At 40.4% G+C, this 16345-nt stretch carries 14 protein-coding genes; 3 read left to right on the top strand and 11 right to left on the bottom strand.

Annotation, left to right across the window (positions count from 1 at the left end; translation table 11 throughout):
• Positions 1-129 precede the first annotated feature (129 nt).
• On the top strand, positions 130-1332 hold the full coding sequence (locus BLS33_RS08185; RefSeq protein WP_089887293.1) for an MFS transporter: 1203 nt from the start codon (positions 130-132) through the stop codon (positions 1330-1332).
• 80 nt (positions 1333-1412) lie between these two features.
• Here BLS33_RS08185 and leuB read toward each other — a convergent pair whose 3' ends face one another.
• From leuB to leuC, 4 genes are all read right to left on the bottom strand, one after another.
• Positions 1413-2468, bottom strand: a complete 1056-nt coding sequence (leuB, locus tag BLS33_RS08180) for a 3-isopropylmalate dehydrogenase (protein WP_089887291.1) — start codon at positions 2466-2468, stop codon at positions 1413-1415.
• Between the two features lie 19 nt (positions 2469-2487).
• Positions 2488-4002, bottom strand: coding sequence for an alpha-isopropylmalate synthase regulatory domain-containing protein (locus BLS33_RS08175; RefSeq protein WP_089887289.1), 1515 nt, complete (start codon positions 4000-4002; stop codon positions 2488-2490).
• Positions 4003-4129: 127 nt separating this feature from the next.
• Positions 4130-4726 carry a 3-isopropylmalate dehydratase small subunit gene (gene leuD / locus BLS33_RS08170; protein ID WP_089887285.1) on the bottom strand — a complete coding sequence of 199 codons (597 nt, stop codon included), beginning with the start codon at positions 4724-4726 and terminating at the stop codon, positions 4130-4132.
• 111 nt (positions 4727-4837) lie between these two features.
• Complete coding sequence (gene leuC / locus BLS33_RS08165; RefSeq protein WP_089887283.1) at positions 4838-6253, bottom strand: 3-isopropylmalate dehydratase large subunit; 1416 nt, start codon at positions 6251-6253, stop codon at positions 4838-4840.
• A 504-nt stretch (positions 6254-6757) separates the two neighbouring features.
• On the opposite strand from leuC, the gene BLS33_RS08160 reads away from it, so the two are divergent.
• Together BLS33_RS08160 and BLS33_RS08155 are read left to right on the top strand one after the other, a co-directional pair.
• Positions 6758-7387 carry an SDR family oxidoreductase gene (locus tag BLS33_RS08160; protein WP_089888140.1) on the top strand — a complete coding sequence of 210 codons (630 nt, stop codon included), beginning with the start codon at positions 6758-6760 and terminating at the stop codon, positions 7385-7387.
• A gap of 47 nt (positions 7388-7434) precedes the next feature.
• Complete coding sequence (locus BLS33_RS08155) at positions 7435-7941, top strand: peroxiredoxin-like family protein (protein ID WP_089887280.1); 507 nt, start codon at positions 7435-7437, stop codon at positions 7939-7941.
• 113 nt (positions 7942-8054) lie between these two features.
• Here BLS33_RS08155 and BLS33_RS08150 read toward each other — a convergent pair whose 3' ends face one another.
• The 7 genes from BLS33_RS08150 to BLS33_RS08120 form a co-directional block, all read right to left on the bottom strand.
• On the bottom strand, positions 8055-9002 hold the full coding sequence (locus tag BLS33_RS08150) for an ROK family protein (protein WP_089887278.1): 948 nt from the start codon (positions 9000-9002) through the stop codon (positions 8055-8057).
• A 4-nt stretch (positions 9003-9006) separates the two neighbouring features.
• Positions 9007-10014: a Gfo/Idh/MocA family protein gene (locus tag BLS33_RS08145; protein WP_089887275.1), complete on the bottom strand. Its 1008-nt coding sequence runs from the start codon at positions 10012-10014 to the stop codon at positions 9007-9009.
• A gap of 24 nt (positions 10015-10038) precedes the next feature.
• Positions 10039-11319, bottom strand: coding sequence for a DegT/DnrJ/EryC1/StrS family aminotransferase (locus BLS33_RS08140; RefSeq protein WP_089887273.1), 1281 nt, complete (start codon positions 11317-11319; stop codon positions 10039-10041).
• Complete coding sequence (locus BLS33_RS08135) at positions 11300-13822, bottom strand: glycoside hydrolase family 2 protein (protein ID WP_176801357.1); 2523 nt, start codon at positions 13820-13822, stop codon at positions 11300-11302. The genes BLS33_RS08140 and BLS33_RS08135 overlap by 20 nt, the downstream gene beginning before the upstream one ends.
• An 86-nt stretch (positions 13823-13908) precedes the next feature.
• Positions 13909-14142, bottom strand: a complete 234-nt coding sequence (locus BLS33_RS08130) for a manganese efflux pump (protein WP_089887267.1) — start codon at positions 14140-14142, stop codon at positions 13909-13911.
• Positions 14143-14195: 53 nt separating this feature from the next.
• Complete coding sequence (locus tag BLS33_RS08125; protein WP_089887263.1) at positions 14196-14411, bottom strand: hypothetical protein; 216 nt, start codon at positions 14409-14411, stop codon at positions 14196-14198.
• Between the two features lie 4 nt (positions 14412-14415).
• A complete protein-coding gene (locus BLS33_RS08120) occupies positions 14416-15921 on the bottom strand; it encodes a sodium:solute symporter family protein (protein WP_089887260.1) in 1506 nt (501 codons plus the stop codon).
• Between the last annotated feature and the right edge of the window lie 424 nt (positions 15922-16345).

Raw genomic sequence — 16345 nt, 5'->3', positions numbered from 1 at the left:
AGATATTGGATAATAGCACATATCATAATCGAAAAAGTCTGTTTTAACTTTGCCCAGATAAATATAATCGTTTTTGAATTTAAAGAGCCCCAACTCTTTTTTGAAAGTTTAACCTTAAAAATGTTAGTTATGAAACTAAAAACATCAAACAAAAAAGCCCTGATCGCCTTGGCCCTTGGAGGGTTCGGCATAGGACTTACCGAGTTTGTCATCATGGGTATATTGCCCGATGTTGCTTCTGGACTCCAAATAAGCATTCCCCAAGCAGGACACTTTATTGCGGCCTACGCTTTGGGCGTTGTAGTCGGTGCGCCTTTATTTACCCAAATCGCGGGCAAATGGTCGGCGGAGAAAGTGCTACTTTATTTAATGGTCTGGTTTACCATCTTTAATACTTTGTCCGCTTTTGCGGATAGTTATGGTAGTTTACTTTTTTATAGATTTTTGTCAGGTTTGCCTCATGGTGCCTTTTTTGGAATTGGAGCGGTCGTAGCCGGAAAGCTTTCCAAACCGGGGAAAGCTGCCCAGGCAATTGCCACCATGTTTGCCGGCTTAACGGTAGCCAATGTAATTGGTGTACCACTTGGAACATATTTAGGTCACCATTATGGATGGAATATTTCATTTTTAATGGTCGGCGCGGTCGGTCTTATTACTATGGCCAGTATCTATTTTTGGATGCCCCGCTTTGAACCTGAACCGCCAAAAACACACGTAGAGGGTAATCAGGGACTTAAAAACATGGAACTTTGGATACTTATTTTGTTGACTACAATTGGTACTGGTGGATTCTTTGCTTGGTACAGCTATATTGCCCCTTTAATTACCAAGGTGGCAGGACATGCTGATAATGTGGTAGGCTATGCCATGATCATTGCGGGCTTGGGTATGGTATTGGGTAACTTTATTGGCGCCAAAATGGCGGAATGGTTTAACCCGTTAAAAGCTGTTGCCATAAGCCTTTCGGGAATGGTCGTAATGCTACTGGTCAATGCTTTCGTTGCTTCTGATCCGAATGCCATATTAATATTGACTTTTATTATAGGAATGGTTTCCTTTAGTGTTGCCACACCTATTCAAATGGCCATTATCAATACCTCGAAAGGATCTGAAATGTTGGCTTCCTCTATGAATCAAAGTGCATTCAACATGGGTAATGCCTCAGGGGCTTATCTTGCCGGGTTGCCGATTACATTAGGTTATGGCTATACTTCAGCAGGACTTGTAGGTGCCGTACTGGCAGGGTTAGGTGTAGTGATGTCGGTTTCTGTAATTGTAATGAGGAAAAACCGTAGTGTTAAAAGAGGAAAAATTGCTCTTAGTGGCAGATAATAAAATTACTAACTCAAAGGTAAAACCCCGAAACTCGTGTAAACGCGTTTCGGGGTTTTTATATATTCTAAGTTAATGGCTTAAATATTCTTTGCCAACCAATCACCAACTTCACTGGTTTTATAAGCTTTTCCGCCTTCGGCCAAATCTTCGGTAACAATACCTTCAGCTAATGATTTGTTTACTACATCGCGAATCGCTTGGGCCTCGGCATTCAAATCCATATCTTCAAATAGCATAGCTGCCGATAATACAGTGGCCAATGGGTTGGCTATATCCTTACCTGCTGCTTGTGGATAAGAACCGTGAATGGGCTCGTATAATGATACTTTACTTCCTACGGAAGAAGAAGGCATTAATCCCATTGATCCTGCAATTACAGAAGCTTCATCGGTCAGAATATCACCAAAAAGATTGGCGGTAATGATTACATCATAGTCTTTGGGCCATTGTACCAAACGCATGGCTACCGCATCGATGAACTCATACGAAACTTCTACTTCGGGATAGTCTTTTTCCATTGCTTGAACGGTCTCGCGCCATAGACGTGAAGACTCTAAAACATTTGCTTTGTCCACACAACACAATTTTTTAGAACGTTTTAACGCCATTTCAAACCCTTTTTTTGCCAATCGTTCTATTTCAAAACGTTGGTAGGTCATGGTATCAAAAGCGGTGTTGCCATCGTCTTTTCTTCCGCGCTCCCCGAAATAAATACCTCCGGTAAGCTCTCTAAGAATGATTAAATCGGTTCCCTCGATTCGCTCGCGCTTCAGGGGAGACTTATCGATAAGCGACGGAAATGTAAATGTTGGTCTAACATTGGCGAAAAGACCCAATTTTTGACGCATTTTTAATAAGCCTTGCTCTGGACGCACTTTTGCTGACGGATCGTTGTCAAAACGGGGGTGGCCAATGGCACCGAACAAAACGGCATCCGCACTGGCACATACCTCATGTGTTTCATCTGGGTAGGGCTCTCCAACGGCATCTATGGCCGCTGCACCTGTCAAGGCAGGAGACCAACTTATTTCGTGGTTGAATTTTTTAGCAATCGCGTTCGATACTTTTACAGCTTGATCAATAACTTCGGGGCCTATTCCATCTCCGGCTAAAAGGGCTATATTCAGTTTCATGTACTAGAGTCTATTTAGGTTATATGATATTCAACATTTTTTCCGTGGCTTTGATGGCTGAAACCGTTTGATCGGAATCCAACCCACGTGTAATAAATTCTTTTCCTTCGTGTTCCCAAGTAATAATGGTTTCACATAAGGCATCAGAGTTGCTGCCTGGGGGAATTCTCACGGCATAATCGGTTAACTCGGGAAATGCCTTTTTTTTGTTTTTATAAATACTTCGAAGAGCGTTCATAAAAGCATCATATTGGCCATCTCCATGCGCATGCGCTTCATGCAGCTCCCCATCGATTTCAACGGCTACTGCCGTGGAAGGTTTTAGTCCTTTGGCATGGGTAAGCACATACGATTTTACAAACACACGTTGTTGTTTGGCCACGGTATCCAAGACGTCGGAAATTATATAGGGCAAATCTTCTTTGGTGACCCGCTCTTTTTTATCGCCCAACTCTATTATGCGTTGCGTCACCTTTTTAATTTCCTCGTCATTAAGGGTCAGGCCTAGTTCTTGAAGGTTCTTTTGGATGTTCGCTTTCCCAGAAGTTTTTCCTAAGGCATATTTACGCTTACGGCCAAATCGTTCGGGTAATAAGTCGTTAAAATAAAGATTCTTTTTACTATCCCCATCTGCATGTATGCCAGCTGTTTGTGTAAAAACATTATCGCCTACAATAGGTTTGTTCGCAGGAATCCCAAAACCTGTAAAGGCAGAGACCAGTTTGCTTACTTTATAGAGTGCTGTTTCTTTTACCCCGATTTTTATATCAGGATGAAAGTCGTTAATTACAGCTACAACACTTGCTAAGGGAGCGTTGCCAGCCCGTTCACCCATACCGTTCACCGTCAAATGCAGTCCATGACAACCTGCTTTTAAGGCTTCCATTACATTTGCCACACTCAAATCATAATCGTTGTGACCGTGAAAGTCAAAATGGCTGTTCGGATATCTTACGATAATTTCCGCTATATATTCATGGGTTTCCGTATGGGTCAAAACACCCAAGGTATCGGGTAGTAGAATTCGTTTTACCGGTTGTGTGGTCAAAAAGTCTAAAAACTGAAATACATATTCCTTTGAATTACGCATTCCGTTGCTCCAATCTTCCAGGTAGACATTGGTAGTAAAACCTAATTCTTGAGCTTGAACCACATTTTCTTCAATGGCTGCAAAATGTTGTTCCGGAGTTTGTTTAAGTTGATGCGTTAAATGGTTCAAGGAGCCCTTGGTCAATAAATTTTGAACTTTAGCCCCTGCCTTTTGCATCCATTCCAGTGAGACCCCCCGGTCAACAAAAGTCAATACTTCAATACGATCCAAGTAGTTTTGTGACGCTGCCCAATTGGTTATTTTTTGTACAGCTTCAAGTTCTCCATCCGAAACCCGTGCGGAGGCCACCTCGATACGATCCACTTGTAATTCGTCAAGTAACAACTTGGCCAGCGTCAACTTTTCAGAAGCGGAAAAGGATACCCCAGAGGTCTGTTCCCCATCACGCAGGGTGGTATCCATGATTTCGATGGTTCTTTTCATTTTCTAGTATTCGTCATTGCGAGCAGGTCAAATGAAACGACCAATTCAGCGAAGCGGTCATTTTAAGATGTCTAACCGATTTGAAAAGTTTGGTTCGTCACGAAAATATTTCTCGCAAATACGTAATTTAAAGTGGTCTGTCTAGTGCGAATTCCCGAATATCTTCTTTAATGTTCAATAAGTAGTCAATATCATCGAATCCGTTCAACATATTCGCTTTTTTGTAGTCGTTGATGTCAAAACTCTCTTTAGCGCCCGTGGCCTTAATAGTTATGGTTTGATCGGGCAGGCTAATTTCCAATTCGGTATTTGGGTCTGTCTCGATAGCTTTATAGATTTTATCTAAAAACTCGGCACTCACCTGAACTGGTAAAACGCCAATGTTCAAACAGTTGTTTCTAAAGATATCGGCGAAAAAACTGGAAACAACGCAACGGAATCCATAATCGTAGACGGCCCAAGCCGCATGCTCGCGAGAAGAACCGGAACCGAAGTTTTTACCACCGACTAAAATTTTACCGCTATAAATAGGATTATTTAGTACAAAGTTCTCTTTAGGAGTATTGTCTGCATTGTAACGCCAATCACGAAACAAATTGTCGCCAAAACCCTTACGTTCGGTTGCTTTTAAAAAACGTGCTGGAATGATTTGATCGGTATCTACATTTTCGATCGGCAATGGAACAGCGCTGCTTGTAAGTATATTGAATTTATCGTATGCCATTTTTGTGTATTTGTTTGTTAACTGTCCTTTTGAATGATATGAAACACTCCCACTAAAATTTAGGATGGGTTTCGGCAGTTTGCAATGCTACATTCGCAGAGACGACTCTATTTATGCGGTTTCAAATTCCATTAGTTCCCTAGGGTCCGTAACCTTTCCGGTAACTGCGGCTGCGGCCGCCACTAAGGGGCTTGCCAATAATGTCCGTGATCCAGGTCCCTGTCTTCCTTCGAAGTTTCTGTTTGAAGTACTGACCGCATATTTGCCTGCTGGTACTTTGTCATCGTTCATGGCCAAACAAGCCGAACATCCAGGTTCACGAAGTTCAAACCCTGCATCTGTCAAGATATCCAAAAGGCCCTCTTCTTTAATGGCAGCTTCTACTTTGTGTGAGCCAGGTACTAACCATGCGGTGACATGGTCTGCTTTTTGTCGACCTTTTATTAGGGAAGTGAAGGCCCTAAAATCTTCGATACGACCATTGGTACAACTTCCAAGAAAAACAAAATCTATTCTTTTGCCTATCATGCTATCGCCTTCGTGGAAATCCATATACTGCAGCGATTTTTTGTAGGTAGCAACTCCGCCCTCCAGCGATTCCGCTACAGGAATACCATGGGAAATTCCGATGCCCATTCCCGGATTGGTACCGTAGGTAATCATCGGTTCAATATCGGCAGCATCAAAAACAACTTCCTTATCATACTCGGCTCCTTCGTCAGTGACTAGAGATTCCCAGTAAGTCATGGCTTTGTCCCAAGCGGCACCTTCAGGAGTAAACTCCCTTCCCTTAACATACTCAAATGTCTTTTCATCGGGCGCTATCATACCACCACGTGCGCCCATTTCTATACTGAGGTTACATACGGTCATTCGCCCTTCCATGGACATATTTCGGAACACTTCACCTGCATATTCTACAAAATATCCAGTGGCTCCCGATGTAGTCAGTTGAGAAATAATATAAAGCGCGACATCTTTAGGAGTCACCGCTTTACTTAAGCTTCCATTGACCGTAATACGCATGCTCTTAGGCTTGGTCTGCATGATACACTGTGTTGCCAAAACCATTTCTACTTCCGAAGTACCAATGCCAAAAGCAATAGCACCGAAAGCACCATGGGTAGAGGTATGTGAATCACCGCAAACGATAGTCGCTCCCGGTTGGGTAATACCGTATTCGGGCCCAACAACATGTACGATACCGTTTTTTTCGTGGCCAAGGCCCCAATAGGAAATACCATATTCATTGGAATTTTCTTCCAAAGCCCTTAACTGATTGGCGGAAAGAGGGTCGGCAACAGGTAAATGTTGGTTGATAGTTGGTGTGTTGTGGTCTGCCGTAGCAAAAGTCTTTTCTGGATACATCACCCGAATGCCACGATCTTTAATTCCTAAAAATGCAACAGGGCTGGTTACTTCATGAACCATATGACGGTCGATGAACAATACATCAGGGCCGTTTTCGATATGGTGTACCACGTGGGAATCCCACACTTTGTCAAATAATGTCTTCTTTGTACTCATTTTGTTTTGATAATTCTAAGCTTGCAAAGCTATTAAAAGTAGCAGTCATAAGAAATTAATGAAGCTTAAAATTACGACGTTCAACAGGGAATTGAGTTTTGGAAACCCAAGTTTTCTTGATTTCAAGTTTAATTAATGAAGTTTTGTGAACCATTCGAAAGCTAATAAAAATGGTCTTAATTTACTCAAGTACGGTTGCGGTACATTTGCTTTATGAAACATAAAATGGAAGGCCTGAACTCTTCTTTCAATTTCCAGGAATGCCTTTTTTAGTTTGGTCAGGTTTATTTTTTTTCGGTATTCCAAAATTGGTGTAATTCTACCGCTTTTTTTAGTAATATTCAGTTGGTCATAGGCATATTCCCTTTTTTAAATACAGCTATTTTCTGGTTATAGGGCTTAGTGGCTTTTTGATATGCGTCAATATTCAATTAGTATGCATCAAAGCTTGGTGAACAGAATGATGACTTTTGTAGATATATGAAAACAAATAAAAATAATAATATGGAGAATGTTTTAATCGCCGGTGCCAACGGTACCACAGGGAAAAAGATTACGGCACTTTTAAAAGCCTCATATGAATTCAATCCAGTTGCGATGGTAAGGAAAGAGAGTCAGATGGAACACTTTAAAAAAGAACAAATAGAAACGGTTTTGGGAGATTTGGAAGAAGATGTTTCGCATACTGTCAAAAATATAGATAAAGTTGTGTTTGCAGCCGGTTCTGGTGGTGAGAAAGTAGTGAAGGTGGATCAAAACGGCGCTAAGAAACTGATTGATGCTTCGAAAAATGTTGGTTTAAAAAAGTTCGTGATGTTAAGTTCTATGGGTGCAGACGAGCCAGAAAACGCAGCTGATCTTAAGGAATACTTGGAGGCTAAGCATAATGCTGACGAATATTTGAAGGCCAGTAATCTTGATTATGTTATCGTAAGACCGGGAACATTGACCAACGACAATGGTACGGGGAAAATAAAACTAGATAAAAAGCTAAATAATTCAGGATCGATCAGTAGGGATGATGTAGCACAAACTTTAGTGGATGTATTGCGAGGCGGTAAGGCGAATAAAACGACTTTTGAAATAGTATCAGGTGATACGCCTATTAGCGAAGCTACCAATACAATAGTATAGCAATAGCGATTGGAGCGAAATAATATGTTTAAAGAAGAGTATATGCAATGTTGAAACCTAAAGATAAAGTACCTGAAATAGAAGTAGATTTAGTAAATAATACCCGTTGGGCTTTGAACGATCAAAAGCCCAAACACTTTACCATGGTTGTTTTTTATAGGGGTAAACATTGCCCTGTTTGCAAAACTTATTTGCAGGAACTTCAAAAAAAGATATCACAATTTACCGAACGCGGTGTAAATGTAATCGCAATAAGCTCCGATACCAAGGAAAAGGCACTGGCTTCCTATGAGGAATGGAAAGTGGCCGATGTGCCGATTGGCTATGATTTCAATATAGAGGCGGCACGCGAATGGAGGCTTTTTATTTCGAAAGGAATTAAAGATGAACCGGAAACTTTTATTGAACCCGGACTCTTCTTGATTCGACCCGATTGCACCTTGTACAGCGCTTCTATACAGAGTATGCCATTTGCCAGACCTCAATTTGACGACCTTCTAAAAGCTATAGATTATATCGTTGATAAGGAGTATCCCCCACGTGGCGAGGCATAGTATCTAGTCAAAATTCGAAGAATTTTTTCCCTAGCTTGCCACCATACGCCTAAATTGAGGGCTGTAGCAAAATGGAAACTAATGCCGACCCTTCTCTCAAAATCGGGCATCTTTTATTGTAAAGCAGGATTTTTAAGTAGCAACGCGGCGGCGCCAAGGCTTCCCGCTGCATTCCCCAGTTTCGCGCCGACAACTTCGGTATGCCCTCCACAATCTGACATCATATATTTTGTGGCCGCTGCGCCGACCATATCAATATAGAATTGTCCCGCATCTGAAATTCCTCCACCGATAACAACTTTTTGAGGAGCGAAAACATTTATAAATGATGCAATTCCGTGCCCCAAATAATCGGTTTGTTCTTGAAGACACTTTACGGCATGCTCCTCGTTTTCATGATATTTATCGACAATATAATGGCCGTTCAGATTTTTAATATCCATACCCGTGAGGGTAGCATATCGTTGAATTAATGCTGTAGTGGAAGCATATTGTTCCAAGCATCCTTTTCCTCCGCAATTGCAGTTTGGCCCGTTGTGTTCCACAACGATATGGCCTAATTCCGTACCTCTATTCTTAAACCCTCCATACAAGGCTCCATTTGCAATGATGGCACCTCCGATACCAGTGCCAACCGTTAGGCAAACGGCATCTGTACAGCCTTTTGCCGCGCCATAATAGAATTCACCCAATCCCATCAGATTTGCATCATTATCTACCTGAACGGGAAGATTGAAAATTTTTGAATAATAATTGGCAAGGTCGATATTCTCCCACCCATTAAGGTTGTCTGCACCTCCGTAGAGTACCCCATTATAGATGATTCCCGGGGTTCCTATGCCAATGCCGATAACTTTTAAGTCGTTTTCAATGGCTTGGTCAATAGTAATCAGAATAATTTTTTCAATAGTGTCTAAAATAATCTGCTTATTGGCATCACTACCTATAGGTAGCATGTTTTTAAAAAGGATGTCACCAAGTTCTGATATCAAGGCAACCTTTACGAAGGTGCCTCCTAAATCAACGCCTACGGCATATTTTAAATTTTTATTGATTGTCATTAGCTCAAAGGTTAACAGCTTCTCCCGTTTCGGAAGATTTATATGCTGCATTTACGATATCCAATACAATTTGTCCTTCCAATATACCAGGTATGGGGGGAGTTCGACTTTTGATGCAGTCTACAAAATGTTCCATTTGTTTGGTATATATTATTTGGGCACAATGGTCTTCCCGCTTGGGTAGGTCAGGGACAATCTCTTCGGAAGATTCTACGCCTGTCGTTAGCTTCAATAAGGTCGGAAATAAACTTGCATAGCCTTTGGTTCCGAAAAGCCCCGTACTCGCTTCAGGTCCATCCATATGTGGATGCCACCAACCACTTTCAATAATGCTTTCTACTTCATTGTCCCATGTAATTATAATAATGCCGGTGTCATCGACATCGTAATCGCCGAATTCCGTTGAAATTCTAGCATAAACCTTAACGGGTTTCGGGTCACCAATAAGGTATCTTACAGTATCTATGGCATGAACGCCCATATCTGCGAGGGCACCGCCACCGGCCAACTCTTTCTTGGTAAACCAACCTTCTGGCCCCCAATTTTCATGAATACCGTAGCCTTTCGTCTTAAAAATTCTCCCCAGCTTCCCGGCATCGATGGCATCTTTGATATAATTAGTATCGATATCAAAACGCCACATGTGGCCGACCATGACCAATCGGTTATTTGCCTTGGCCGCGGCATCAATTTGTCGGCCCTCTTCAGGGTTCATTCCCATGGGTTTCTCAAGAAAAACGTCCTTACCACTTTCTAAAAATGAAATAGCGTAAGGTGCATGAAATTGATTGGGCGTACTGATAATGACCCCATCAATTTCGCCATTATCGATTACTTTCTGAATATCTGTATAAGCTTCTTTAATATCATATTTAGCAGCAAATTTTTTGGCACTTTCGATACGTTTGGAAACTACACAAACAATTTCCACATTCGGAATGGTTTGTAATCCACGAGCATGATAGTCTGCAATGTACCCGACTCCGATTAGCGCTATTTTAATGGTATTCATAGGGTGTTCTTGTTAAAACTGGCTTTAAAAAAGAGATTCGGCGTTATCGTATACTTTTTGAATGGCCCTCGCAATCAAGTCCATATCTGCTTTAGTACCCATAAGAATTTTGTGGTGTAAACAAACTGACTCTTTTTCAAAAATGCGTTCACTAACAGGTAGTGAAAAACGTTTGGGATCTATTGCTGCCCAATAACTTTCATTTAGTTTGTGCCGTGCTGGTTTAGTGTGCGGCACATAAAGCGAACAATTATTTAACGGCTCATAACATGCGTCTACTATTATGCCCAATTCAGCTTCTAATGCAGCTCTAAATTTGTCAATAGGTAAATTATTAAATTTACTTTGATCATACCGAAACGCAAAATTAAAATATGCCTTTTTCGTTTCCCGGTCATCTCTTTTTAAAGGAGTTACTCCTGGCAATTCTTTTAATAAGGTATTTAAATAAGCACCGTTTGCATCTCTATTGGCATTTTGTTCTGGCAATCTTTTTAAGCCTTCAATCAGCATAGCCGCTTGAAATTCCGTAATCCGAAAGTTGCCGGACTGAATAAAATTACCATCATCACCATAATCTCCTATCCCTTTATCGGCTCCTATCAGGGAATCACCTTCGGGTCTACGGCCAACATTTCTTAGGGCATCCAATTTTTCAGCTAAGTCAGCATCATCCGTTGTCATGGATCCACCTTCGCCTGCCGTTAGATGTTTTGACAATTGAAAACTAAAACTGCCAACATCACCTATGCTACCTGCTTTTTTACCTTTCCATTCACCGCCATGTTTATGGGCACAATCTTCAATTACATATAGGTTGTGCTTTTTAGCAATTTCCATAATAGCGTCCATATCAGCAAATGCACCATACAAGTGCACCGGAATAATTGCTTTGGTTTTAGGCGTAATTGCTTTTTCTATGGCAACCGGATCAATACACCAGGTGTCTTCAAGAACATCAACTAGAATCGGAGTTGCATTTACATCAATTACGGTTGCCGCTGTAGCTTGCCAAGTAATACCTGGCACTATAACCTCATCACCAACTCCAATACCCAAGGCCTCTAACGCAAGTTGCATTGTAATTGTGCCATTTACGGTACAAATAGAAAATTTGGTACCGGTGAATTCTGCAAATAGTTGGTTGAATTCCATCTCTTTTGGTCCGTTATACGACCAAACCCCACTATTGAGTACTTCAATAAGGGCAACTTCTTCTTCTTTGCCCCAAACCGGCCATTTTGGCCATGGGTTAGAGTTGGTATCACGACAGGGCTTCCCGCCTTTAATCGCTAATTTTTCCATAGGTTGTATTATTTGAATTCCAAGCCTCGACTATTAGGTTGGCATTGGCGTTGTACTTAAACGTTGCTTGTAATGTTCTTTGTTCTCCTGGTAGTAGACTAATAAAATTATCTTCCCAAAAAACGGGCAAGATAGGTTCCCCGGTATCATTGTCAACAAGTTTGAGGTTGATTAAAAAAGCAATTACATTACTTGAATTTGACAGGGTTACCGTAATTTGCTGTTGGTCCTCAATTTCTTCAAAATTGTAATCTACCCCGATATCGACTTTTTCCAAGGTATTTAACAATGAAAAATCGGCATAGGTTTTACTCGGTGTATGAAAGGCAAATTCTCCTAAGTCTGCTTCATAGTCTAACACCTCTTCTTTGGTCGACAACCAATAAAAATTGGTATCGATTTCTTTATTCGTCTCGTCAAATAATCGCAGGTCGACAAAATAGGTAGTAGAAAGATTCTCAATGCCTGTAATTTCAAATATAGGATGGGATGCATCTGCTGATACTTCAAATTTAATGGTTTTGTCTAAATACAGTTGTGAATCAATATCATAAATACGGATTTGAGCCCGTAAATTTTCAACAGTATCTGCGTGATCGTTTATTACATATATTTTATGGTCCCCATAATTATATACAAGGTGTAAGGGAGAACAAGCTTTTTGTGTCGCATAGAAAGCCCCCGTAGGCATAAGATAGTAATCATAGAGTTGCCAATACATTTTGGGCCATGCCGCGTTCAACATCCATTGGATTATACCCGTTGACCGATCTTTATGAACTTGAAAAGCCTCGAACATGGGGCGCATCAATTCATAATTCATGGCCTGGGCCATCTTATCGAACCCCTCAATATTTTTTGGAATGCCATAACGCTCATTTATGGCCGTAATAAAACGACTCAGGTCGGCAAACTCGTAGCGGCCACAATGATAATTCCAAACATCACTTATCGGCCAGAGTTTGTCTTCGGGAATAAATTTCTTTAAACTTTCCAATTGGGGTACTTGGGCACCCGGGCCCGTTTCCGTGTTGAAACCGTATGCTCCGCCAAAATTAGTGTCGGTGAACCAATACACCGGTGCCGTATAGGCGTATGGCCCTAACATCTTTACACCTGATGAGCCGCTTATTTCACTGATAACATCTTCACTACCAATGACATGCTGATCACTTCCTACACCACCTGTAGAATTTAAATAGGGGCGGGTAGGGTCATATTTCATGAAGGTTTCAATGTATTTCTGCTCCAATTCGGTAATGGGTACTTTGTCACTGGCGACTGTCCATACAAAGATGCTTGGGTGGTTACGCAACCAAATCAACTGATCTTCCCAAGCTTGGGCCACATGATCAATGTCTTCGGGTTTATAAACCCCTCCAAAGCGTTCGTTTACCGGCACGCCCATATGAATTTCATGTTCCCAGTGACAACTCCATCCGACCATAAGTAAAATACCATGCTCGTCACAAAGGTCATAGAGTTTATGATCTTTGCCCCAGAAGCCCTCTAAACGAATGGTATTCAAATTCATTTGCTTGACGTACTTTACCTGTGCCTCGATATTTTCATCCGTATCCATTAAGAAAAGGTCATCGGTCCAACCGCCACCTTTAATCAATACTTTTTTGCCATTGATTTTATAGCCACGATGTATATCGTTTAACCAATAATCTTCTACTTCACGAATACCGAACTTGATTTCAGTGGTATCGGATACCGCTTCATTCACAATAAAATGTATTTCTAATTTGTACAAATCCGGATTCCCTAAATGAACGGGCCACCAAAGTCTAGGATTGTCTAGGTTCAATTGTGGATATTCAATAGGATTATACTTAAAGAACCCTGAGGAATTTGCGGCGATGGTCACTTTTTGTTGAAACTGTATATTCTCTATTTGACCGACCAAAATGCCGGAAATAGGTGCCCCGGTAGTATTTTGTAATTCTGCGGAAACAGTTAAAGCCGCTCTATTCAGATTTTTCAAGTCTACCTTTGATTGCACAAAGGGATTCTTTATTAAAACGCCTTCATATAAATGGAGCGTTACGGGCCTGAATATACCCATATTGCCATCAGGTGGTGCCGGGTTCCAGTCGACGAAACCAGTGCTAAAATCTCCTGGTTTTGGTGGAATAATCTCTATGGCCAATACATTTTTACCCGCAATAATAGCGGTGCTTGCATCGAACGAAGTAATACGAAATGCGCCATTTATAGCTTTGGAGTCGGCAATTTGTTTTCCGTTCAACCAAACATTTGCCTTGTAATTTATGCCATCAAAATTCAAGCAGGCATTAAGAGCTGCCTGTTTCTCGTTAATTTGAAAGGAGGTTGTGTACCACCATGGAATTTCAAATGGTTCAGTTGGTATATTTTTAAGATTCTCACCAAAATAGGGATCTTTATATATTTGGTTGGCAACCAAAGTACCCAAAACGGTAGAAGGGACTTGGGCGGGTAGCCAATCTTCGGCAAGCGAGGATTCTTTTGAAAGCATTTTTCCGGTTTGGGAAACATGCTTAGACGATTGAATTTTCCAATTCTCGCGTAATTCGATTTTCAGACACTCCATCTACACACTACTTATTTATCGTTGGTCTTCTTAAATTTTCGAATGGTTCTTTTTGACTTCCATATCATTCCACCGCCTATCGTAATCAAAACCAAACCGGCGACCAAGTCAGTCATTTGCTGCACAAAAGTCTCCGTATAGCTCATAGCGAAAGTGATAATTATGCCAAAAATGAATATAAATACTCCTAACGCTTGATTTATTTGTGCCGATTTAATTATTGAAAGCCGCTCTAATTCGTCCATAATATTTATGCTTTTACTTCACTAAGTCCTATACGGGAATAATTCTATTCTCCTTAAAACTGATAATAAACAGTTGCCAAAATACTCAATACTGTCACTGACCAAATTTTTAGATTGTTATACCAATGACGGTCTTCTTTTTTAATGCCTACCCAAATATATTCATTAGGCAAACTCAGCACCAATAAACCAATGAGAATATAGAGTCCGAAAAATATCATTTTTGCTGTTTCAGGTGAAACTCCTGAAAGCCAATCAAAATTCAACATAATCTTAGCTTTTATTTTTAGTTATAATTTTTGAACTGAAAACTAAACCTTCCAGTTCAGCATCTGAGTGTTTCTTGGTCAATAAACTTACCGTGATATTAACTATAAAACCTAACACGAACGACCACCAAGAAATGTATAAAAACGGATCTTCTATCGTAAAGTAATCAGCTTTAAATACATTAAGAAAAACTGCGAAACCAATTCCGATAACTAGAGCTGAAAGTCCACCCCATTGTGTAGTACGTTTCCAGAAAATACCAAGCAATAGTATTGAAAAGATTGGTCCTTGAAAATATGACATAAAGGTTTGTATCGCAACATAGATACCAGGAAAATCACTGCTTATTGGCGCTGTTGCTACTCCTATAACCAACAAAACTAAAGTTGTTATTTGACCTACTTTTAAATAATGCTTGTCATCTGCATCATTTTTGATGAAGGGTTCATAAATATCTTTTGTAAATAGGGTAGCAGTAGAATTTAAAAGCGAATCTACGCTTGACATCAAGCCAGCAAAAAATGCGGCGAACATTAGACCAACCAAACCTGGTGGCAATATAGTTTTAATCATCATAGGCAATGCTTGATCCCCATCTGCTAAGTCTGGGTGTACTACAACTGCCATTAAACCAGGAAACAACACAAGAATAGGAATAAACATTTTCAACGCAGATCCGAAAACCATACTTGCTTTAGCGTGCCATTCATTTTTAGCAGTTAAACAACGCTGTACAATTGATTGGTTTCCAATCATATATGCATTTGACATAACAAATGTAAGTCCAAATAAAATACCGGTCCAGGGAAAAGGCGACTTGGTGCCAACAGGTTGAATAATATCAAAATGACTTTGATATTCAGGTCCCATTGTACCAATTTTAGCCACCATATTTTCCCATCCGCCAACGGCGTCAAGGCTAAGATAGACCAGCGCAAAACCACCAATAAACATGATAACCATTTGTACTACGTCTGTCATGATTACTGCTGTAATTCCGCCGAAATAAGTATATAAGCCTACCACACCTGCAGTAGACATAATAGAAATCCAAATTGGCCAACCCATTAATACATTAAGAAGAACAGCGCTTGCCCAAAACAAAACGCCTAAATCTAGTGCAAAGAATAAGATCCAAGTAGCTGATGCTATAGTACGTACCGACTTGTTATAACGTCTGCCCAAATATTCAGGTATGGTATACATGCCACCACGCCAGAAGTAAGGTATAAATATAAACGCCGCTAAAAGCATTGCCGGTACCGAACCCACCCAATCAAAATTACCTACTGAAATACCATATCTATAGGCCTGGCCAGATACACCAACAAAGTCCAATGCGCCAATATCAGAAACTACAATAGACATACCTATTGCCCAAAACGGCAAACTTCTGCCTCCCAGAAAATAATCTTCAGAACTATTAACAAATTTTTTGAAGTAGAGGCCCAATAGGAGCATTCCGACGATATAGGCTATGACAATAAAATAATCGATTCCTGCTAACATCTTTTTTGATTATAAATGATATACAAATTAACTTGAATTAGAATGAAGTGATTTGTTATATCTTATTTTATTTGCACGGTATATCAACCTATGTGCAGCTTTTTTTGTCGATACACCACTAATTGAGTTAAAATGTTTATAGTTTTGAGTGAATTCAACTATTAATTCGGATAAGGCCTAACACTTGACCTAAGGGGGATATTTTGGTGGTACTGCTGATAAGTCTGATTATTTTTAATTCTCTCCATCCTTTTTCTTTACGCTTCTTTCAATTGTTCCTCGCTTGTAAGAATTGCTGCTTCTCCTAAATTTAATGGAGTGGGATGAAAGAGATTACACCACCTTCATACTGACAAATTTTGCTGTTTATGGAATATTATCAATACCAACGAAATATTAACCTTTGGTTATGTTATTGTTAATT

Origin of the sequence: Kriegella aquimaris (genome assembly GCF_900103215.1) — a bacterium.
GTDB lineage: Bacteria > Bacteroidota > Bacteroidia > Flavobacteriales > Flavobacteriaceae > Kriegella > Kriegella aquimaris.
This window is presented reverse-complemented; position numbering and strand designations above follow the sequence as displayed.